Consider the following 20,539-nt stretch of genomic DNA (forward strand, 5'->3'; position numbering starts at 1 on the left):
CGCAAGTCAACAACCTGCACAAGCTCCATGCTACCCGAAATAAAAGCGAAACGCCCGAACGTTTGAGCGCCCGGGCGTGAACTTACGTACTTAGCAATACCGGTAGGGGCTCATCAAGCGCGGCTGGTCAACACTTTGTCGATCAAACCATACTCAACGGCCTCGTCGGCGGACATGAAACGGTCGCGGTCGGTGTCCTTAGCGATCTGTTCGATCGACTGGCCCGTGCGCTCGGCCATGATGCCGTTCAAGCGGGTACGCAGGTAAAGGATTTCCCTTGCCTGGATCTCGATGTCGGACGCCATGCCTTGCGAACCACCGGACGGCTGGTGAATCATGATGCGTGAGTTCGGCAGCGAGAAACGCTTGCCCTTGGCACCAGCGGCCAGCAGGAAAGCGCCCATCGAGGCAGCCATGCCCGTGCACAGGGTCGATACGTCCGGCTTGATGAACTGCATGGTGTCGTAGATGGCCATGCCGGCCGAAACCGAACCACCTGGCGAGTTGATGTAGAGCGAGATTTCCTTTTCCGGATTTTCGCTTTCCAGGAACAGCAGCTGGGCGACAACCAGGTTGGCCATCTGGTCATTGACCGGGCCGACCATGAAAATCAAGCGTTCCTTCAGCAGGCGCGAGTAAATATCATACGAGCGCTCGCCGCGACCGCTTTGTTCCACCACCATCGGCACCAGGCCGAGCATCTCTGTGTCCAGCGCTGGATTACGGTTCATACCTGTCATTTCATTTCCTTGTGAAGCAGTTAGGCGATGCCGCCGCCGGCCTTGCCGGCCCGCCGCGGCATGCGGATACCAACTGGTTTACGCTTGTGCGTTGCTTCCCATCAGTTCGTCGAAAGCAACTGCTTTCGTCGTGACTTTCGACAGGCCCAACACGTAAGTGACGACGTTTTCTTCCAATACAAGGGCTTCGATCTCACCCAGACGACGACGGTCGCTGTAGTAGTACTTCAGCACTTCGCGTGGATCTTCGTAGCTTTGAGCGAAATCTTCGATTTGCGCCTTGACTTGCTCAGGCGTTGCCTGCAGATTGTTGTCGCCCACCAATTGCGACAGGATCAGGCCCAAGCGTACGCGACGCTCGGCTTTGTCTGCGAACAGTTCTGCTGGGAAAGGCACATCCTTGACATTCATGCCGCGCTGCGCCATGTCCTGGCGGGTCATTTCGGCCAGGCGCTCGGAATCCTGAGCGATCAGCGTTTTTGGCACTTCCAGCTCAGCAACTTTGATCAGCGCGTCCATGACGGCTTCCTTGTTGCGTGCTTTCACGCGGCCAGCGACTTCGCGTTGCAGGTTGACTTTGATGTCTTCGCGCATTTTGGCCAGATCGCCATCGGCAACGCCCAAGGACTTTGCGAATTCAGCATCGACTTCCGGCAGGTGCGCCCATTCCAGCTTTTGCAGGGTGATGGTGAACGAAGCGGTTTTGCCGGCTACGTCCTTGCCATGGTAATCCTCAGGGAACGACAATGGGAAAGTCTTGGACTCGCCCACTTTCAGGCCCAGGGTTGCTGCTTCGAATTCTGGCAGCATGCGGCCTTCACCCAGCACGAAAGCATAGCCTTCAGCTTTGCCGCCTGGGAATTCAACGCCGTCGATAGCACCGACGAAGTCGACCGTCACGCGGTCGCCGTTGGCAGCGATCGGCTCACCGCCGTCGCCGTGTTCGCCAGCTTCGCCCTTGGTGTGGAAGTGCACGCGCTGCTTGCGCAGGATGTCGATGGTCTTGTCGATTTCGGCTTCCGACACGTCGGCTTGCACGGTTTCGATTTCAACGGCCGTCAGGTCGCCGATGGCCACTTCAGGATACACTTCGAAGGTCGCGTCGAAAGCCAGCTGGCCTTCGGCTGCTTCTTCTTTCGGCACGATGTTCGGGAAACCGGCCACGCGCAGATTGTTTTCGTTGGCGGCGTCGTTGAACGCGCGGCCGACTTTGTCATTCAGCACTTCCGATTCAATTTGGTAGCCGTATTGTGCTGCGACCATTTTCAACGGCACTTTGCCCGGACGGAAGCCCGGTGCCTTAGCCGTACGGGCTTGCACTTTCAGGCGCTTCTCAACTTCCGTGCGGACGTCCGTCAGCGGGAAGGAGATCGTGATACGACGTTCGAGTTTGCCCAAGGTTTCGACTGCAGTTGCCATGTAAAAAATCGTCCAAAAAATAAACACTGTTGGTGCGAGAAAAGAAGACCCGACCCCTTGCGCCATCACTGGCGGCAAGACATGGGTCCAGCTTCACTCGCTCGCATATTCATCTGTAAAAGTACTGAAAAACAGGACGATGGACCTGGTCTACCCGGCTGAGGGAAAACCCGCACCAGGCACCAAACAATCCGCCGCTTTCAGTACTGCGACAGGGCTCCGAGCGTCCAGCCTTGCTTCCAAGTAAATGCAAGGCCGGCCATCATTCGGTAAAGCGTGGCATTATAACAAAGGACTTCGGGAAAGTGGCTGGCTTTGCAGCTCGGCCACAGAGGATGCCAGCGGCGGCGAACGAATCGCCACAGCCTGGGTTGCCCTGTCTTTACTCTCACCCCGACATACTTTATTTCGCCAGAGACAGGCCTTCCAGCCTGCTTCGTTCATTAGTATATGCGAACTGGCGCTCCGTCCGAAACAAAGAAATGCGCTCTTGGCGAAGATTTCAGCCAAAAAACCTTTGATTTACCTCAATTTGGCCATTTTTCAGGCAAACCCAGGCCCGGGTCCTGCCCTACCGCCCGATCTTTGGCGAAAAATTGCGCAAACAAAGGCATTCCGAATGATGGAAATACAGGAAAGACAACAGAAAAACAATAGACGCCTGCAACGAGGCTGAAGGACAACTTGATGGTGCTGCACCTCCGGGTTGGAACAACCCGGATTGGTGCGGATGGGGAGACTCGAACTCCCAAGCCGAAGCACTGGCTTCTAAGACCAGCGTGTCTACCAATTCCACCACATCCGCATTTTTGTACGCAGCTTGTACCGACCGCGTCACTGCTGCCCCTGATTTTAACAACTCGGGAGCAATCTGGCTACCGCCGACTGATCGAGCAAGCCGTCGGTAAAGCAAAGGCGGCATTCTACTGGATTTCCCAGAGGAATGCCGCCTTTTTTATGCCGACACCTTGGCGCTGGCTCCTAGCCTTCTTTTGCGGTCACCGGCTCCGGCTTCTTGACCCGGAACCAGGCCGCATACAGGGCTGGCAGGAACAGCAGCATCAAGGCCGTCGCCAAGATCAGGCCGCCCATGATGGCCACCGCCCTGCGTGATCCGCCCCCAGAACACGGAACGCGACAGCGGGATCATCGCCAGAATGGAGGACTTCCCTAGCCGCCATCCTTGTCCAGCGCCACCGGCTTCTTGACCCGGAACCAGGCCGCATACAGGGCTGGCAGGAATAGCAGGGTCAAGGCCGTCGCCAGGATCAGGCCGCCCATGATGGCCACCGCCCTGCGTGATCCGCCCCAGAACACGGAGCGCGACAGCGGGATCATCGCCAGAATGGAGGGTTTACTTCCTTAGTCCCCATCCTTGTCCAGCGCCACCGGCTTCTTGACCCGGAACCAGGCCGCATACAGGGCTGGCAGGAACAGCAGCATCAAAGCCGTCGCCAGGATCAGGCCGCCCATGATGGCCACCGCCCTGCGTGATCCGCCCCAGAACACGGAGCGCGACAGCGGGATCATCGCCAGAATGGAGGGTTTACTTCCCTAGTCCCCATCCTTGTCCAGCGCCACCGGCTTCTTGACCCGGAACCAGGCCGCATACAGGGCTGGCAGGAACAGCAGGGTCAAGGCTGTCGCCAGGATCAGGCCGCCCATGATGGCCACGGCCATCGGCCCCCAGAACACGGAACGCGACAGCGGGATCATGGCCAGCGCGGCGGCGGCGGCCGTCAGCACGATGGGGCGGCAACGGCGCACGGCCGAGTCGATGATGGCATCCCATGGCGCCGAGCCATCCTTGATGTCTTGCTCGATCTGGTCGACGAGGATCACGGAATTGCGGATGATCATGCCGAACAGCGCGATGACGCCCAGGTTGGCCACGAAGCCCAGCGGACGGTGCAGCAGCAGCAAGGCAAATGCGGCGCCCGCCACGCCCAGCGGGCCCGTCAGGAAAACCAGCAGGGAGCGCGAGAAACTGTGCAACTGCAACATCAGCAAGGTAAAGATGATGAAGATGGCCAGCGGCAGGTTGGTCGCGATCGATGCTTCCGCCTCGCCGCTGTCGGCCGCCACGCCTTTGACGGTGATGCGGTAGCCGTCCGGCAGCTTGGCGCGCAAGGCATCGAGTTGCGGCGCCAGCTGCGTCGACACGGTGGCGCCCTGGATGCCGTCGACCACGTCCGATTGCACGGTGATGGCCCATTCACGCTTGTCGCGCCAGACCACGCCCGGCTCCCACACGAAATGCGCGCGGGCCAGCTGCGAGATGGGCACGGACTTGCCCGTTGCCGTCGGAATATTCGTGTCATTCAGCACAGAAATCGTCGCCCGTTCGGCCAAAGGCTGGCGCACCTGGATATCGATCAGCTTGTTGTCTTCGCGGAACTGGCCGATGACGGTACCCGATAGTATCGTATTGGCCGCCTGCATCACCGTTTTCGAGGTGACGCCCAGCGCGCGCATCTTGTCCTGGTCCAGGTCCAGGCGCAGCACTTTCACCGATTCATTCCAGTTGTCGTTCACACCCAGGGTGTTCGGATTGGCGCGCAGAATGTCCTTGACCTGGTCGGCGATGACGCGCACGCCCGCCACTTCCGGTCCCGTGACACGAAATTGCACGGGATACGGCACCGGCGGCCCGTTCGGCAACAGTTTTACCCTGCCCCGCACTTCCGGGAAATCCTTCTTGAACACGTCGACGATTTGCTGGCGCAAGCGTTCGCGTTCGGCCAGACTCTTCGGCAAAACCACCACTTGCGACACATTGGTCTGCGGGAATATCTGGTCCAGCGGCAGGTAGAAACGGGGACTGCCCGTACCCACATAACTGGTCACGCTATCCACGCCGTCGAGCTTGCTGACGAAGGCCTCGAATTTCTTCACCTGCTTTTCATTCGCGGCAAAGGTCGTGCCTTCGGGCGACCACAGCTCCACCATCAGTTCAGGACGGCTGGAATCGGGGAAGAATTGCTTCTCGATAAAGTTAAAGCCATAAATACCCAGCGCAAAGATGGCCAGGGTGGCGGCGATCGTCGTCTTGCGCCATTCCACGCACCAGGTGACGGCACGGCGGAAGCGGCGGAAGTTAGGCGTATCGAACAATTCATGGTCGTTATGCGCGTGCGGCTTGACCTTCAACAAGACATAGCCGATATAGGGCGTAAAGACGACAGCCACCACCCACGAGATGATCAGGGCCAGCGCATTGACGGAGAACAAAGAGAACGTGTATTCGCCGGCGGCCGACTTGGCCAGGCCGATGGGCAAGAAACCCGCCACTGTGATCAAGGTGCCCGTCAGCATGGGCATGGCCGTCGACGTGTAGGCGAACGTCGCCGCATCGAAGCGCGACATGCCCTCTTCCATCTTGCGCACCATCATCTCGACGGCAATGATGGCGTCATCGACCAACAGGCCCAGCGCGATGATCAGGGCGCCCAGGGAAATTTTGTGCAAGTCGATGTCGAGCAGGCGCATGAACAGGAAGGTGACGGCCAGCACCAGCGGGATGGTCAGCGCCACCACCAGGCCGGGCCGCACGTCGATGCGCAGCGGTTTCGTGTGCAAGCCCAGCGCCACAAAGCTGACGGCCAGCACGATCAAGATGGCTTCGATCAGGGTATGCACGAACTCGCCCACGGAAGCGGACACGGCTTCCGGCTGGTTCGACACGCGCTGCAACTCTATACCCACCGGCAATTCGCTCTTCATGCGCGTCACCGTCGCTTGCAAGGCCTTGCCCATGTCGATGATGTTGCCGCCCTTTTCCATCGACACACCCAGGCCGATCACTTCCTTGCCATTGAAACGCATCTTATCCTTGGGTGGATCGACGAATTCACGTTTCACGGTGGCAAAGTCACCGAGGCGGAAGGTGGTGCCGTTGGCGCGCAGCTCCAGATTCTCCAGGTCCTTGACGGTGACCATGGCGCCCGTCACGCGCACTTGCAGGTTATCCGTGGGCGTCACCAGCACGCCCGTGGCGTTGATGCTGTTCTGTGCAGACAGTTGCTGCACGATGGCATCGAATGGAATGCCCAACTGGGCAAATTTCTTGTGCGAAAAGATGATATTGATCTTTTCGTCTTGCACGCCGAACAGTTCCACCTTCGATACCTGTCCCACGGCCAGCAGCTCCTGGCGCACCTTGTCCGCGTAATCCTTCATTTCCGCGTAGGTAAAACCGTCGCCGGACAGGGCGAAGATGGAGCCATACGTGTCGCCGAACTCGTCATTGAAGAACGGGCCCACCACGCCGGCCGGCAAGGTGCCCTGGATGTCGCCGATCTTCTTGCGCACCTGGTACCAGGCAGCCGCCGTCTCCTTGGGCGGCGCCGATTCGCGCAATTCGAGCAAGATCAAGGTTTCGCCCGGCTTCGAATAGCTGGTGATCTCGTCGATGTACGGCGTTTCCTGCAGCTTCTTTTCCAGCTTGTCCGTCACCTGCTCGGCCATCTGCAGCGCCGTGGCGCCCGGCCAGTACGCTTGCAAGACCATGGCGCGGAAGGTGAACGGGGGATCTTCATCCTGGCCCAGGCTGGCATAGCTGAGCATGCCGCCGATCAGCAGCACGGCCATCAGGTAACGCGTCAGCGGAATGTGTTCGAGGGCCCAGCGCGACAGATTGAAACCGCCCTTCATTTGGCCGCACCCACGCTGACGGCGGCAGCGGCAACATCAGGCGTGCTGGCCAGTTCGGCGCCGAGGATGGACACTTTCTGGCCAGGCTTGAGCAAGTTGACGCCGGCAGTCACCACCGTCTGGCCCGCTTTCACGCCCGAGGTCAGCAGCAACTCATTGCCCGCCACGCCGCCCACCGTCACCGGCACCAGCTTCACGGCGCCGTTTTCCACCACCCACACGGAGCTTTGCGACTTTTCATTGAACAGGGCAGTCAGCGGCACCTTGATCTGCGGCGTGGCCGTCTGCGAGGCGAACTGCACCACGGCCGTCATGCCCAGACGCACTTGCGGCGCGTCCGGGATGCTGACCTTGGCCAGGTAGGTGCGCGTGGCGGCATCGGCGACGGGCGACACTTCGCGTATTTTGCCCGGCAAGCCCTGTTTCGGGTCGGCCCACAGGCGCACCACCACATCCTTGACGCCGCGCAAGGTTTCCACTTTGTCTTCGGGAATGCCAATCACGACTTCCTTCTCGCCGCTCCTGGCCACTTGCACCACGGGCGTGCCGGGCGCCACCACTTGCCCTACTTCGGCCTCGATGCGCGTGACGACGCCATCGACGTCGGCCAGCAAGCTGGCATAAGCGGACTGGTTCGCCTGGCCCCGGTACAGGGCCTGGGCCGCTTCCACATTCGCCTGCGCCGCCTTGTAAGTGGCGTCCTTGCCATCGAGCACGGCCTGGCTGACGAAATTTTTCTCGCGCAAATCCTGGTAGCGCTTCAGTTCGGCGCGCGCCAGGTCGCGGTTTGTTTCCGCGCTGACCAGCGATGCCTTGGCCTGCGCCTGCGACAGCTGCAAGTCGGCTGGATCGAGCTGCATCAGCACTTGCCCTTTCTTCACGCTGGCGCCCACATCAACCTTGCGCGCGACGATCTTGCCACCCACGCGGAAACCCAGTTGCGACACCACGCGCGGCACGACCTCGCCCGCCAGCTCGGCACTCACGTCAACATTGCTACTAGACAACACCTTCGCGCGCACGGGGCGCACGTCTTCGACTTTTGCGGCAGGCTTGGAACAGGCCGCCAACGTCAGCGCCAGGGCGGCGCCGGCGATCAGGCGCAGGGCGGGCAGTGCGGGTGCGCCGGTCTCGCGGCGCAGGGTTTTCAGGGCAAACAAGGTATTTTCCTTTACTATGCGGGCTGTTAGATTTTCACGTGAGGAAACTTTTCGCTTGCTAAGTGATGCTAGCCAAACTTTTTCGCACACGATATCCTTAAATTTGTGACAATATCAGCTTGGCCATGACAAGGAGTGACTTTCCCCTAATGACTTTCTGGTTATTAATTATAATCGTGTGTAAAAGCTTTTAGTGACTTCTGCGTCATTAATCTTGAGACATACAACGTTCGGCAATCCTCCTGCGCTGGCAGGGTGCCGGAAAAAACTGCAAGACTAAAGAAGCGTGTTCAATGCCTGTAGACCATTACGAAAATTTTCCTGTTGCATCATTCCTGCTGCCGCGCCGCCTGGTGCCCGCCGTCGAAGCCATCTATGCCTTCGCCCGCAGCGCCGACGACCTGGCCGATGAAGGCGACGCCACGCCGGCCGAACGCCTGGCGGCCCTGCACGCCTACGAAGAAGCGCTGGGCCGCATTTCCCGCGAGGAAGGCCATGCTGGCGAGAACGCCGCCATGTTCGAACGCCTGGCCGCCGTCATCGCCAAATTCCAGCTGCCGCTGAAGCCGTTTTACGACTTGTTGTCAGCCTTCAAGCAGGATGTGCATACGACGCGCTACGCCAGCTACGCCGACCTGCTCGATTACTGTGCCCGCTCCGCCAACCCCGTGGGGCTGCTGATGCTGCACCTGTACGGCGCGGCAGATGAACAGAATGTACGCGATTCCGATGCGATATGTTCAGCTTTGCAACTAATTAATTTCCTGCAAGACGTCGCCATCGACCAGCAAAAAGAGCGCATCTACCTGCCGATGGAAGACTTGAGCCGCTTTGCCGTCTCCGCAGCCGCCTTCGAGCGACCCGAGGCGCACGGCAAGTGGAGCGCCCTGATGCGCTTTGAAGTGGCCCGCACGCGCGCCCTGATGCTGTCCGGCGCGCCGCTGGCCCTGCGCCTGCGCGGGCGCATCGGCTGGGAACTGCGCCTCGTGGTGCAAGGCGGCTTGCGCATCCTCGACGCCATCGAAGCCGTCAATTACGACGTCTTCCGGCGCCGCCCCAAGCTGGAAAAACGCGACTGGCTGATCATTTTCTGGCGCGCCCTGCGCATGTCGCGCAAAAGCCTGCATCAAGAGACACAAGTAAAAACGGCTTTTCCCCCGTCGCCCACTCTGTAAAACGATAGAATAGCGGCTTCGATCTGCAACCCTTGCTCTTTTGACTATGTCTCCCGACGAATACTGCCAACAAAAGGCCGCCCAGAGCGGCTCCAGCTTCTACTACAGCTTCCTGTTCCTGCCTGCCGAACGCCGCAAGGCCATCACGGCCCTGTACGCCTTCTGCCGCGAAGTCGATGACACGGTCGATGAATGCACGGACGAAGCCGTGGCACGCACCAAGCTGGTCTGGTGGCGCAAGGAAGTCAAGGCCATGTATGAGGGCAACCCCACGCATCCCGTGATGCGCGCGCTGCAGCCGCACCTGGCGATCTACAAGCTGGAAGAAAAGCATTTACAGGCCATCATCGACGGCATGGAAATGGATTTGAACCAGACCCGTTACCTCGACTACCAGGCCATGAGCCGCTATTGCTGGCACGTGGCCAGCGTGGTGGGCATCTTGTCGGCCAGCATCTTTGGCGCGACGCGCCCGGAAACCCTGCTGTACGCGGAAAAACTGGGCCACGCCTTCCAGCTGACCAACATCATCCGCGACGTGGGCGAAGATGCGCGCAAGGGGCGCATCTACCTGCCGATCAGCGAATTGCAGCAATTCAATGTGACGGCGGCAGACTTGCTGAACGCGCGCCACAGCGAAAACTTTGAAAACCTCATGCGTTTCCAGGTGGCGCGCGCGCAGACGGCATATGACGAAGCGTTCGCGCTGCTGCCTGCCGAAGACCGCCGCGCCCAGCGCCCTGGCTTGATCATGGCCGCCATCTACCGCACGGTGCTCAATGAAGTCGAGCGCGACGGCTATCACGTGCTGAAACAGCGCATCTCGCTGACGCCGATCCGCAAACTGTGGCTGGCCTGGAAGACCTGGGTTCGTGGTTGAGAGTAGCGTGAAGCAACGCTACGCCGTCATCGGCGCCGGCTGGGCCGGTTGCGCGGCGGCCATGGAACTGGCGCGCGCCGGTCACTCGGTGACCGTGTTCGAGGCGGCGCGCACCCTGGGTGGACGCGCGCGCCGCGTCGAACGCGAAAGTACCATACTCGACAACGGCCAGCACATCTTGCTGGGCGCCTACACGGAAACCTTGCGCCTGATCAAACTCGCAGGGCAAGACCCTGCCGAGCTGATCCTCACCCTGCCCCTGCAGATGCGCTATCCGGCCGGTTCTGGCGGCATGGATTTCATCGCGCCGCGCCTGCCCGCGCCGTTGCACCTGGCATGGGCCCTGCTGCGCGCCAAAGGATTATTGCGCGCCGACAAGCTGGCCTTGATGCGTTTTTCCACCGCCATGCGATGGATGGGCTGGCAACTGTACAACGATTGCACGGTCAGCGAATTGCTGCAGCGCTTCGACCAGACGGAGCGCTTGAACCAGCTGATGTGGCACCCGCTGTGCCTGGCTGCGCTGAATACCCCGCCCGAGCGGGCCTCGGCCCGCGTCTTCATCAACGTGCTGCGCGACAGCCTGGGGGCGAGCCGCCGGCGCGCCTCCGACATGCTGATCCCGAAAGCGAACCTGACTAGCCTGTTGCCCGACGCGGCAAGCCGCTATATCGCGCAGCATGGCGGCGAAGTCAGGACGGGCGCCAAGGTTGCAGTCTTGCAAGCCTTGTCCGATAGCCGTTGGCAGCTCGATGACGGGGAAAGCTTTGACGGCGTGATCGTGGCCACCTCATCCGTACAGGCCGCCAGCCTGTTGCAAGGCTTGCAGGATCCGTGCCTCGATGATGTTATTACCAAAATGCAAGCCTTCACGCCGGAAGCCATCAGCACCTGCTACCTGCAATACGACGCCTCGTTACGCCTGGACTTGCCGTTTTACGCTCTCGTCGATGCACCACAGCAGCAGCACTGGGGCCAGTTCGTTTTCGACCGGGGCCAGCTCGACGCCAGCCAGGCGGGCTTGCTGGCCGTCGTCATCAGCGCGTCCGGCCCTGCCGCCGAGCAAGGTCACGCACCGCTGGCGCAAGCCATCGCGGCGCAACTGGCGCAGGTGTTGCAACGCCCTGCCCTGGCCCAGCCCCTGTGGACCCAGCTGATCACGGAAAAGCGCGCCACCTTTGCCTGCACGCCGGACCAGGCGCGCCCCGGCAACGCCAGCGGCATGCCGGGCCTGCTGCTGGCAGGCGACTATACGGCCAATGAGGACCGGACGCAGGACTATCCGGCCACCATCGAGTCGGCCGTGCGCAGCGGCGTGGCGGCAGCCAGGGGTATCATCACGGGCAAAGTGGCAAAGTAGACTTGACGGTGCGTCCTGCCCTGGTGTCGCTCGCCCCCGCGAAATTGCATTCTGTCGCACCGCGCTGGTGCAGCTGCGTGCGCTTGGGTACAGTCTGATCATCGACAACGGCCATGCCACGGGGAATACCATGCACACCACCTTGCACTTGAAAAACAGCTTGAAAGCCGTGGCGCTGCTGGCTTGTGTGGCGCTGGCCACCCTGATCGTCATGCACGTACAGCAAGCGCCACAATCGCCATTTCTGCTGAGCCAGGCAAGCATGCTGCTGCCGGCAGTGGGCTGACGCGGCGAAGCGAACGGATAGGAAGAATATGATGAACAAGCAAGACTATCTCGACGCGCTGCGGCGCGCGCTGGCAGGCTTGCCACCGGACCTGGTGGCCAAGACCATGGACTATTACGAACAAACTTTCATCGAAGGCGCCGCGGCTGGCCGCAGCGAACACGAGATCGCCGACGAACTGGGCGAGCCGAAAAAAATCGCCCTTACCTTGCGCAGCAGCACCCACCGCCAGGCTTTCGAACACAAGAAAACCCCCGTCAACCTGCTACGCCTGCTCGTCTCGCTGCTGGGCCTGGCCATCTTCAACTTGTTCATGGTCGTGCCTGCCGCAGTCTACGCGGCCCTGCTGGCCACCCTGTATGCCGTCGGCCTGAGCTTTTACCTGGCCGGCATCGCCATCACGGCCAGCGGCTTGTCCGGCGCCAACGAATTGGTGCTCGATGGTCCGCTGCGCCATGTCTTCATCCATGACGATGACGGCGGCGAAGGCGGCGAGCGGCGCGAGACGCGCATCACCATCGGCGAGACGGGCATCGAAGTCGATCACCTGCCCGGCCCCTCGCAGCGTGAATCAGCCGAACCCCAGGCGCCGGGCGCTTCGTCGCGCATGATGGAGCGGGCCGAAGCGCTGGCCGGTGGCGGCATCCGCATCTCCACCGACATGGACCGCGATGCGCGCACCACGCAAACCGTCTTCGGCGTGGGCATGCTGCTCGGCGGCATCGCCATCTTCCTGCTCAGTCTGGTGGTCACGCGCTATACCTTGATCGGCATCAAGCGCTACATCGCCATGAATGTCTCCCTGCTCAAAGGTCACTAGAAAGGCTGCCATGAAACGCTTGCTCAAAGTTGGCCTGTCCATGCTCCTGCTGGCACTGGTCTTGATCGCCATGTCGTATGCCGCGCTGCGCGCCAAGGGAATCAGCAATCCCAGCAGTGCTGCCGGCCGCGCCGTGCGCAGTGAAACGCGCCCGATTTCCGCCGATATCACCAGCATCGACCTGGCCGGCCCCATCGACCTGGTGCTGCGCCGCGGCGCCACGCCATCGATGAAGGTGAGCGGCGAGCAGCGTTTGCTGTCGAACGTCGCGACCACCGCCGATGGCACGACCCTGCATATCGGCCCGAAAGGCATGCTCTTCCACCATCGCCAGCCGATACAGGTGGAACTGGTGCTGCCATCGCTCGTGCGCGTGGAAGTGCACGGCAATGGCGACAGCAAGATCACGGGATTTTCCGGCGACAGTTTCATCCTGGAATTGACGGGTTCGGGCGACGTCAGCTTCACCGGCCGCTACAAGCAGGTGTCGGCCACCGTCAACGGCAGTGGCGACCTCGACATCAACGGCGGCAACAGCGACAGCGTGGTGCTGGAAATGGTGGGTTCCGGACGCATAGCCGCCAGTGGCAACACAAAATTCCTGCGCGCCGACCTGAGCGGTTCGGGCGACATCGATGCCGAGCACCTGGCGGCCGACAAGGCCAGCGTCAGCCTGCAAGGCTCGGGCCAGAGCACCGTCTTCGTGCGCGACGCCGCCAACCTCACCTTGCGCGGCAGCGGCGACATCCACGTCCACGGCAACCCGCGCCAGCGCGAGATTCAGAAAAGCGGCTCAGGCGAAATTACCTGGCATTAACTTTCGGCATTAACTTTCCGCATTAGCTTTCGGCAGTAACTTTCTCTTCCAGCCACGCCACCGCCTGCTCGCCGGCCGCCTTGCCTTGTGCCAGACAAGCCGTCAGCAGGTAGCCGCCCGTGGGCGCTTCCCAGTCCAGCATTTCGCCCGCCACGAAGACGCCTGGCATGGCGCGCAGCATGCTGCCTTTGACACCATCGAAGTCCACGCCGCCGGCGCTACTGATGGCTTCATCGATGGGGCGCGGACGCTGCAAGGTGACGGGCAACAGCTTGATGGCGCGCGCCAGCTTGGCTTCGTCGGCGAAGTCGGCCGCGCTCAGGCATTCGCGCAGCAAGCCCGATTTCACGCCCTTGATGCCCAGCCGGCTATTCAGGTGGCTGGACATGGAGCGCGCGCCACGCGGGCGCGTGACTTCCTCGAACACGCGTTCATGGCTGTGGTCAGGCGCCAGGTCGAGCCAGATGGTGGTGTGGCCCGCAACGGCGATCTGCTCGCGCAATGCGGCCGACAGCGCATAAATCAGGCCGCCTTCGACGCCGCCCGCCGTGATGACGCACTGGCCCTGGCGCTTGACCGTCAAGCCATCGATGTCATGCGCCGTGATGGCCACCGTGGCCAGGTGTTCGCCCGCGTAACGGCTGCTGAAATGCGCGCTCCAGTCCACGTCGAAGCCGCAATTGGCCGGTGCCAGCGCTGCCACGGCGACGCCCTGCCCTTGCAGCAGCGGCACCCAGGCGCCATCCGACCCGAGACGCGCCCAACTGCCGCCACCGAGCGCCAGGATCACGGCGTCGAAGGAGTGCAGGCGTTCGCCGTCCGGCGTGGCAAAGGCCAGCTGGCCGTCTTGCCAGCCCGTCCAGCGGTGGCGCATGTGAAATTGCACGCCCGCTTCACGCAAGCGGTGCAGCCAGGCGCGCAGCAAAGGCGCGGCCTTCATATCGGCCGGAAAGACGCGGTTCGAGGAACCGACGAAGGTGTCCACGCCCAGGCCGTGCACCCAGTCGCGCACCTTCTGCGGGCCGAACTGGTCCAGCGCCGGTTTCAGGCGGTTGGCTTGCCTGGCGTAGCGCGAGACAAAGGCTTGGTAGCCTTCCGCGTGCGTGATATTCATGCCGCCGCGCCCCGCCAGCAGGAATTTGCGGCCAACAGAAGGCATCGCGTCGAACAATTCCACCTGTGCCCCCTGATCGGCCGCCGCCTGGGCGGCCATCAGGCCGGCGGGGCCGCCACCGATGACGGCGATGTGAAACGGAGGCGAACTGGAGTTGGTCATGGCATGCCGGGAAGACGGTGAAAACCCCGCATTTTAGTCGAGATTGGCCCGGATATGGCCCGGATATGGCCCGCCGATGGCGATTGCGCCCAAAAATGGGGCATACTGCACCAGGCATGCTGCAATCATCGGCAGTTTAATATCACTTGACGACAAAACACGAGAGGAGAAACACATGGGCGCAGGATTCTGGATTTCCCGCTATTTGCTGGCCAGCTCGATTTTATTCATCATCCTGACGGTGGTCGAATACAGCAAGGGCACCACCAGCCAGGCCGACATCCTCAGCGCCCTGGCCTGGTCGCTGGTGGCATCGGCCATCTTCATCGGCTCGAAATACTGGCGCTACAAGAAAGCCATCGCCTGCGCCACGTGCAGCGGGGACAAGCCAGGAACCAAGTCGTCATAAGAAAATGGCCGCTTCAGCGGCCATTTTCTCAAGTGAGCATTCTCAGCCGCCCGTCACGGGCGGGAAAAACGCCACCTCGTCGCCTTCGCCTATCACGGTGTCGGCATCGCACATCACCTGATTATGCGCCATGCGCAGCGCGCGGCCCTGCGCCAGCGCATATTCCCACTTGCCACCGCGGGCGATCAGGAGATTTCTCACCTCGCCCACGGTATGCAGCCGCACGGCCCCCTCCTCCAGCACCAGCACTTCCTGGGCCGTGCCCAGCAACTCGCGCACGCTGGCGAAAAAACGCAGATTGATCTTCATCGACACTTCCTTAGTACAGCAATTCGTTAAACGGGATAAAGCGCAGCATGTCGCCGCGTGCAATCGACAGCCCCGGCGGGCAGTCGATCAAGCCGTCACCCCACACGGTGGAGGTCAGCACGCCCGAGCTCTGGTTGGCGAACAGTTCCAGCTCGCCGTCGTCATTGATCTTGGCGCGCAAAAACTCGTTGCGCTTGTCCGCCTTCAGGCGTTCAAACGCGGCCGGCAGCTTGTAGCTGCGCGGCGCCAGATTTCCCGCCACGCCCTGCAAGCGCAGAATGAACGGGCGCACGAACAGCAAGAACGTGACAAAGCTGGAGACGGGATTGCCGGGCAAGCCGACAAAGAACGCATTCTGAACTTCGCCAAACGCCAGCGGTTTGCCCGGCTTGACGGCGATCTGCCACATGTTCAGCCGCCCTTCCGCTTCCACGGCCGGCTTGATATGGTCTTCCTCGCCCACAGACACGCCACCCGAGGTGATGATGAGGTCATTGCCCTGCGCCGCCTGGCGCAGCACGGCTTTTGTCGCTTCCAGGCTGTCGGGCACGATGCCCAGGTCCGTGATCTCGCAGCCGAGGTTTTCCAGCAAGCCGCGCAGAGTAAAACGGTTCGAGTTGTAGACGGCGCCCGGCGCCAAAGGCTGGCCCGGCATGGCCAGTTCGTCGCCCGTGAAAAACACGGCCACGCGCAGCTTGCGCAGCACCGGTACTTGCGCCAGGCCCACCGAGGCGGCCAGGCCCATTTCCTGGCTGCGCAGGCGCCGGCCCGCACCGAGTATCTCGCCGCCGGCGCGGATATCCTCGCCCTGGCGGCGCACCCATTCCCCGGCTTTCGGCACGTGATTGACCGTCACCATGCCGTCCGCCGCCGTGCACTGCTCTTGCATCACCACGCTATCGGCGCCGTCCGGGATCAGGGCGCCCGTAAAGATGCGCGCCGCCGTCCCCGGCTGCAAGGGCTGGCCCACGTGGCCGGCCGCGATGCGCTGCGACACGGGCAAGCTGGCCGCGCCGCTGGCGCAATCTTGCGCGCGCACGCAATAGCCATCCATCTGCGTGTTGTCGCGCTCAGGCACGTTCAGGGTCGACGTTTGCGCCGTGGCCAGCACGCGGCCGTTGGCGCGCATGGTGTCAATGTGCTCCACTTCGGTCACCGGGCGCGCCGCGCCCAGCATGAAGGCTTGCGCCTCGGCCACCGACAGCATCGGTTTGCGTACAGTGCTGGCGTCTGTCATCACAATCCCGTGTTCGAGGCGATAAACGCCTTCATTTTCTCCACGTCGGCATCCATCACGACGAACTTTTGCGGCAAGTCTTCGATGTTCTCGAAACCGTTTGGCCGTTCAGCATCCACGCCCAGCGCTTCGAGGATGGTTTCGTTGAACTTGGCCGCCAGCGCCGTTTCCAGCACGATCATCGGCACGTTGGGCTCCAGGTGCTCGCGCGCCACCTTGATGCCGTCGGCCGTGTGCGTGTCGATGGTAATGCCATAGTCGTCGGCCACATCGCGGATGGTGTCGAGGCGGTCCTGGTGCGTGGACTTGCCCGACTTGAAGCCATATTTGGCGACTTGCTTGAATTCGTCGCCGTCGCTGCCAGGTTTGCCGGACAGGTCAAAACCGCCGTGCGTTTCCACTTTGGTAAACAGGGCGCGCACGCGCTCGCTGTCGCGGCCCACCAGGTCGTAGACGAAGCGCTCGAAGTTCGACGCTTTCGAGATATCCATCGACGGGCTGCTGGTGTGGTAGGTCTCGGCCGACTTGCGCACGCGGTACACGCCCGTGCGGAAAAATTCGTCGAGCACGTCGTTTTCATTCGTCGCCGCCACCAGTTTCGAGATGGGCAAGCCCATCATGCGGGCGATATGGCCGGCGCAGATATTGCCGAAATTACCCGAAGGCACTGTGAACGACACTTTTTGCTCGTTGCTGGTGGTAGCCGCCAGGTAGCCGCGGAAGTAGTACACGACTTGCGCCACGACGCGCGCCCAGTTGATGGAATTGACGGTGCCGATTTTCTGCTTTGCCTTGAACGGCAAATCGTTCGAGACGGCCTTGACCATGTCCTGGCAATCGTCGAACACGCCTTCGACGGCGATGTTGACAATGTTCGGGTCTTGCAGGCTGAACATCTGCGCCGTCTGGAACGCGCTCATTTTCTTGTGCGGCGACAGCATGAAGACGCGGATGCCCTTCTTGCCGCGCATCGCGTATTCGGCCGCACTGCCCGTGTCGCCCGACGTGGCGCCAAAAATATTGAGTTCGGCGCCAGTCTTGGCCAGGGTGTATTCGAACAGGTTGCCCAGCAACTGCATGGCCATGTCCTTGAAGGCCAGGGTCGGGCCGTTCGACAGCGCCTGCAGCATCAGGGTGGTCTGGCCGCCCTTGACGAGGTTTTCTTCGAGCACGCGCAGCGGCGTGATGTCGGCCGCGTTTTCGCCGGCGCGGGCATTCTTGTAGACAGCTTTGGTATAGGTTTTCGCCGTCAGTGCCTTCAAGTCCGCGGCCGGGATATCGGTGGCGAACTTCTTCAGGATTTCGAATGCCAGGTCGGCATACGACAATGTGCGCCAGGCGTTGAGCTCGGCACCAGTGACTTGCGGGTAGTGTTCTGGTAGATACAGTCCGCCATCGGGGGCCAGGCCGCCCAGGAGGATGTCGGAGAATTGCTGCAAAGAAGACTGTTGCGACTGCGATGGCGCTTTATCAGCGCGGGTAGACACGTAGTGCATAAATTTGAAGAGTCCAGTTGAGCTGAGTGCGGTTGATCATGAATGGCAACGGATATTATAGTGCCAGCCGCCGTCCAAGGCGAATCGCGTGGCGCCAGCCAGATCAAGATGTGACAATTGGAGAGCTTGAGTGTTATCAAACAAGCCATAATGGCATGAGATCAAGCCAGGCGAACATCGCAGGCGTATGCACTGGCGTGCGCCGCCGATTTGCGCCACACTGTGCTGAGTGTCCCTTGATGTAACCATTAACGGAGTCGAAAACCATGGAGTCGAAAACCGGCCATGCCGATCAGTAAAAAACCGTATTTGCAAAGCGCCGCGCTGCGCCCCGACGCTGTCGTCGACCTGGACCACTATCCGTTCACCATCCCCGCCATCCGCGACTTCATGCAGATGGACTTCCACCGCGACGTGACTTTTTTCGTGGGCGAGAATGGCAGCGGCAAGTCGACCATGCTCGAAGCGCTGGCCGTGGCGCTGGGATTCGGCAAGGATGGCGGCACGCGCAACGTGCGCATCGCCCTGCCGTCGGACGAGGAATCGGGCTTGCACGCGCATCTGCGCCTGAGCAAGAGCTACAAGAAGCCCGAGGACAGCTATTTCCTGCGCGCCGAAAGCTTTTTCAACGTCGCCACCTACATGGACGACATGCCTGAATACCTGGCCAGCTACGGTGGCAAGTCGCTGCACGCGCAATCGCACGGCGAAGCGTTCATGGCGACCTTGATCAACAAGCTGCGCGGCAAGGGCTTGTATCTGTTGGACGAGCCCGAGGCGGCGCTGTCGCCCAGCCGCCAGATGGCGGCCCTGTCGGTGATCCACCAGCTGGTGCAGGACGACTCGCAGCTGATCATCGCCACCCACTCGCCGATACTGCTAGCCTACCCGAACGCGAAAATCCTGATGTTTACGGGCGGCGGCATCCACGAAGTGGCGTACGAGGACACGGAACACTATGCCGTGACACGCGACTTCTTGAATAACTACCCCAGGAGGCTGGAGCAGTTGTTTGAGGAGGACTAAGGCGATTCCGTCTTGACATCAACGCCCGGGACGCCCTCAACAAGCGGCGTGGTTGACAGTGATCACGTGCACGGCCAGCCCGCCCAAGGACGTTTCCTTGTACTTGTCCTGCATGTCCGCGCCCGTCTGGCGCATGGTTTCGATGACTTCGTCGAGGCTGACGAAGTGCGTGCCGTCACCCTTCAGCGCCAGCGAGGCGGCCGTAATCGCTTTCACGGCGCCCATGCCGTTACGCTCGATGCACGGGATCTGCACCAGGCCGCCGATGGGGTCGCACGTCATGCCCAGGTGGTGCTCGATGCCGATTTCGGCCGCGTTCTCGATCTGTTCATTCGTGCCGCCCAGGGCCGCCACCAGGCCGGCCGCCGCCATGGCGCACGCCACGCCCACTTCGCCCTGGCAGCCCACTTCGGCGCCCGAGATCGAGGCATTGCGCTTGCACAGCATGCCGATGGCGGCTGCCGTCAGCATGAAGCGGCGCACGCCGCCGGCCGGGTCGCTGGGGCGGCAATCCTGCGCGTAGTAGCGCAGCACGGCCGGGATAATGCCGGCGGCGCCGTTGGTCGGCGCCGTCACCACGCGCCCGCCGGCCGCGTTTTCTTCGTTGACGGCCATCGCGTACAGGCTGACCAGGTGCACGGCGTCGTGCGGCAAGTCGTTGGCGCGGTTGTCCGACGCCTTCGCCTCCTGCGCCAAGCGCCATAATTTCGCGGCGCGGCGCTTCACGTTCAAGCCGCCCGGCAGGTTGCCCGTCGTTTCCAGGCCGTGCGCGATGCAGTCGCGCATGACATGCCAGATACGGTCCAGTCCTTCATTGAGTTCCGCGTCGCTGCGCTTGACACACTCGTTGGCGCGCAGCATTTCCGGGATCGACAGGCCGCTTTCCACGCCATGCGCCAGCAACTGCTCCATGGTGTCGAACGGGAAGACGACTCTTGCGCTGGCGGCCGATTCCAACGACGCTTCGGCCTGCGCCGAGGTTTGAGCTTCTCCGGCTTCGCGGATAAAACCGCCGCCGATCGAGTAATACACCTTGTCGACCCGGCTGCCGTCCGCCATTTTCAGGGTAAAGCGCATGCCGTTCGGGTGCTCGGGCAGCGACTCGCTCTTGTGCCAGATCAAGCCGGTGGCGGCCGTAAACGGCACCACGTGCATGCCCAGCAACGCGATTTCACCGGCCGTCTCGATGGCGGCCAGCTTGCTGTCGACGGCATCGGGCGCCACGTCCTGCGGCGTTTCACCCATCAAGCCCAGAATGACGGCCTTGTCAGTGGCATGGCCCACGCCCGTCAGCGCCAACGAGCCATACAGGGCCGCCTCGACGCCCACTACCTGGTCCAGCGGACCGTATTCGACCAGAAAACGCCGCGCCGCCGCCATCGGCCCCACCGTGTGGGAACTCGACGGCCCGATGCCGATCTTGAACAGGTCAAATACGCTCATATCCATGTAGTGTCTCTTTATATTAGTATGTTT

At 61.6% G+C, this 20,539-nt stretch carries 17 protein-coding genes, 1 tRNA gene and 1 pseudogene; 8 read left to right on the plus strand and 11 right to left on the minus strand.

Annotation, left to right across the window (positions count from 1 at the left end; translation table 11 throughout):
• Nucleotides 1-113: 113 nt before the first annotated feature.
• From clpP to ACQ4W7_RS11200, 6 genes and pseudogenes are all read right to left on the minus strand, one after another.
• Nucleotides 114-731 (minus strand): ATP-dependent Clp endopeptidase proteolytic subunit ClpP, encoded by a 618-nt coding sequence (gene clpP / locus ACQ4W7_RS11175; protein WP_373629889.1) that lies wholly within the window; start codon nucleotides 729-731, stop codon nucleotides 114-116.
• Nucleotides 732-818: 87 nt separating this feature from the next.
• On the minus strand, nucleotides 819-2,159 hold the full coding sequence (tig, locus tag ACQ4W7_RS11180; RefSeq protein ID WP_436530460.1) for a trigger factor: 1,341 nt from the start codon (nucleotides 2,157-2,159) through the stop codon (nucleotides 819-821).
• Between the two features lie 722 nt (nucleotides 2,160-2,881).
• Nucleotides 2,882-2,964 (minus strand) — tRNA-Leu (locus ACQ4W7_RS11185).
• A gap of 176 nt (nucleotides 2,965-3,140) precedes the next feature.
• Nucleotides 3,141-3,324, minus strand: a pseudogene (locus ACQ4W7_RS11190) (hypothetical protein); the annotation flags it as partial.
• 389 nt (nucleotides 3,325-3,713) lie between these two features.
• The gene (locus tag ACQ4W7_RS11195; protein WP_436530462.1) at nucleotides 3,714-6,812 is read right to left on the minus strand and encodes an efflux RND transporter permease subunit; all 3,099 of its coding nucleotides are present in this window, start codon (nucleotides 6,810-6,812) and stop codon (nucleotides 3,714-3,716) included.
• Nucleotides 6,809-7,972 carry an efflux RND transporter periplasmic adaptor subunit gene (locus tag ACQ4W7_RS11200; RefSeq protein ID WP_436530464.1) on the minus strand — a complete coding sequence of 388 codons (1,164 nt, stop codon included), beginning with the start codon at nucleotides 7,970-7,972 and terminating at the stop codon, nucleotides 6,809-6,811. The genes ACQ4W7_RS11195 and ACQ4W7_RS11200 overlap by 4 nt, the downstream gene beginning before the upstream one ends.
• 293 nt (nucleotides 7,973-8,265) lie before the next feature.
• Here ACQ4W7_RS11200 and hpnC point away from each other — a divergent pair, with 293 nt between their 5' ends.
• From hpnC to ACQ4W7_RS11230, 6 genes are all read left to right on the plus strand, one after another.
• Nucleotides 8,266-9,147 (plus strand): squalene synthase HpnC, encoded by an 882-nt coding sequence (hpnC, locus tag ACQ4W7_RS11205; protein WP_426070947.1) that lies wholly within the window; start codon nucleotides 8,266-8,268, stop codon nucleotides 9,145-9,147.
• A gap of 46 nt (nucleotides 9,148-9,193) precedes the next feature.
• Nucleotides 9,194-10,027 (plus strand): presqualene diphosphate synthase HpnD, encoded by an 834-nt coding sequence (gene hpnD / locus ACQ4W7_RS11210; protein WP_436530467.1) that lies wholly within the window; start codon nucleotides 9,194-9,196, stop codon nucleotides 10,025-10,027.
• 7 nt (nucleotides 10,028-10,034) lie between these two features.
• A complete protein-coding gene (gene hpnE / locus ACQ4W7_RS11215; RefSeq protein WP_436530469.1) occupies nucleotides 10,035-11,387 on the plus strand; it encodes a hydroxysqualene dehydroxylase HpnE in 1,353 nt (450 codons plus the stop codon).
• A 130-nt stretch (nucleotides 11,388-11,517) separates the two neighbouring features.
• Nucleotides 11,518-11,673: a hypothetical protein gene (locus ACQ4W7_RS11220; protein WP_436530471.1), complete on the plus strand. Its 156-nt coding sequence runs from the start codon at nucleotides 11,518-11,520 to the stop codon at nucleotides 11,671-11,673.
• 28 nt (nucleotides 11,674-11,701) lie between these two features.
• Nucleotides 11,702-12,493, plus strand: coding sequence for a DUF1700 domain-containing protein (locus tag ACQ4W7_RS11225; protein ID WP_436530473.1), 792 nt, complete (start codon nucleotides 11,702-11,704; stop codon nucleotides 12,491-12,493).
• A gap of 10 nt (nucleotides 12,494-12,503) precedes the next feature.
• Nucleotides 12,504-13,310 (plus strand): head GIN domain-containing protein, encoded by an 807-nt coding sequence (locus ACQ4W7_RS11230; protein ID WP_436530475.1) that lies wholly within the window; start codon nucleotides 12,504-12,506, stop codon nucleotides 13,308-13,310.
• A gap of 22 nt (nucleotides 13,311-13,332) precedes the next feature.
• Here the strand turns inward: ACQ4W7_RS11230 and ACQ4W7_RS11235 are convergent, their stop codons facing one another.
• Nucleotides 13,333-14,586 carry a TIGR03862 family flavoprotein gene (locus ACQ4W7_RS11235; RefSeq protein ID WP_436530477.1) on the minus strand — a complete coding sequence of 418 codons (1,254 nt, stop codon included), beginning with the start codon at nucleotides 14,584-14,586 and terminating at the stop codon, nucleotides 13,333-13,335.
• A 175-nt stretch (nucleotides 14,587-14,761) separates the two neighbouring features.
• Here ACQ4W7_RS11235 and ACQ4W7_RS11240 point away from each other — a divergent pair, with 175 nt between their 5' ends.
• Nucleotides 14,762-14,995 (plus strand): hypothetical protein, encoded by a 234-nt coding sequence (locus ACQ4W7_RS11240; RefSeq protein WP_426070940.1) that lies wholly within the window; start codon nucleotides 14,762-14,764, stop codon nucleotides 14,993-14,995.
• A gap of 42 nt (nucleotides 14,996-15,037) precedes the next feature.
• On the opposite strand, the gene moaD is transcribed toward ACQ4W7_RS11240, so the two are convergent.
• Genes moaD through thrC form a run of 3 tightly spaced genes read right to left on the minus strand, consistent with a single transcriptional unit; the run spans nucleotide 15,038 to nucleotide 18,037 of the window.
• Nucleotides 15,038-15,304, minus strand: coding sequence for a molybdopterin converting factor subunit 1 (gene moaD / locus ACQ4W7_RS11245; protein WP_436530479.1), 267 nt, complete (start codon nucleotides 15,302-15,304; stop codon nucleotides 15,038-15,040).
• 10 nt (nucleotides 15,305-15,314) lie between these two features.
• Nucleotides 15,315-16,541 carry a molybdopterin molybdotransferase MoeA gene (locus tag ACQ4W7_RS11250; RefSeq protein WP_436530481.1) on the minus strand — a complete coding sequence of 409 codons (1,227 nt, stop codon included), beginning with the start codon at nucleotides 16,539-16,541 and terminating at the stop codon, nucleotides 15,315-15,317.
• Nucleotides 16,541-18,037 carry a threonine synthase gene (thrC, locus tag ACQ4W7_RS11255; RefSeq protein ID WP_436530483.1) on the minus strand — a complete coding sequence of 499 codons (1,497 nt, stop codon included), beginning with the start codon at nucleotides 18,035-18,037 and terminating at the stop codon, nucleotides 16,541-16,543. Before thrC ends, ACQ4W7_RS11250 begins: the two co-directional genes overlap by 1 nt.
• 285 nt (nucleotides 18,038-18,322) lie before the next feature.
• Here thrC and ACQ4W7_RS11260 point away from each other — a divergent pair, with 285 nt between their 5' ends.
• Nucleotides 18,323-19,063 (plus strand): AAA family ATPase, encoded by a 741-nt coding sequence (locus ACQ4W7_RS11260; protein WP_436530485.1) that lies wholly within the window; start codon nucleotides 18,323-18,325, stop codon nucleotides 19,061-19,063.
• Between the two features lie 36 nt (nucleotides 19,064-19,099).
• On the opposite strand, the gene ACQ4W7_RS11265 is transcribed toward ACQ4W7_RS11260, so the two are convergent.
• Nucleotides 19,100-20,512 carry an L-serine ammonia-lyase gene (locus ACQ4W7_RS11265; RefSeq protein WP_436530487.1) on the minus strand — a complete coding sequence of 471 codons (1,413 nt, stop codon included), beginning with the start codon at nucleotides 20,510-20,512 and terminating at the stop codon, nucleotides 19,100-19,102.
• Between the last annotated feature and the right edge of the window lie 27 nt (nucleotides 20,513-20,539).

The sequence above is a fragment of the Janthinobacterium algoris genome (assembly GCF_051380935.1).
In the GTDB taxonomy this organism is placed as follows: domain Bacteria; phylum Pseudomonadota; class Gammaproteobacteria; order Burkholderiales; family Burkholderiaceae_D; genus Janthinobacterium.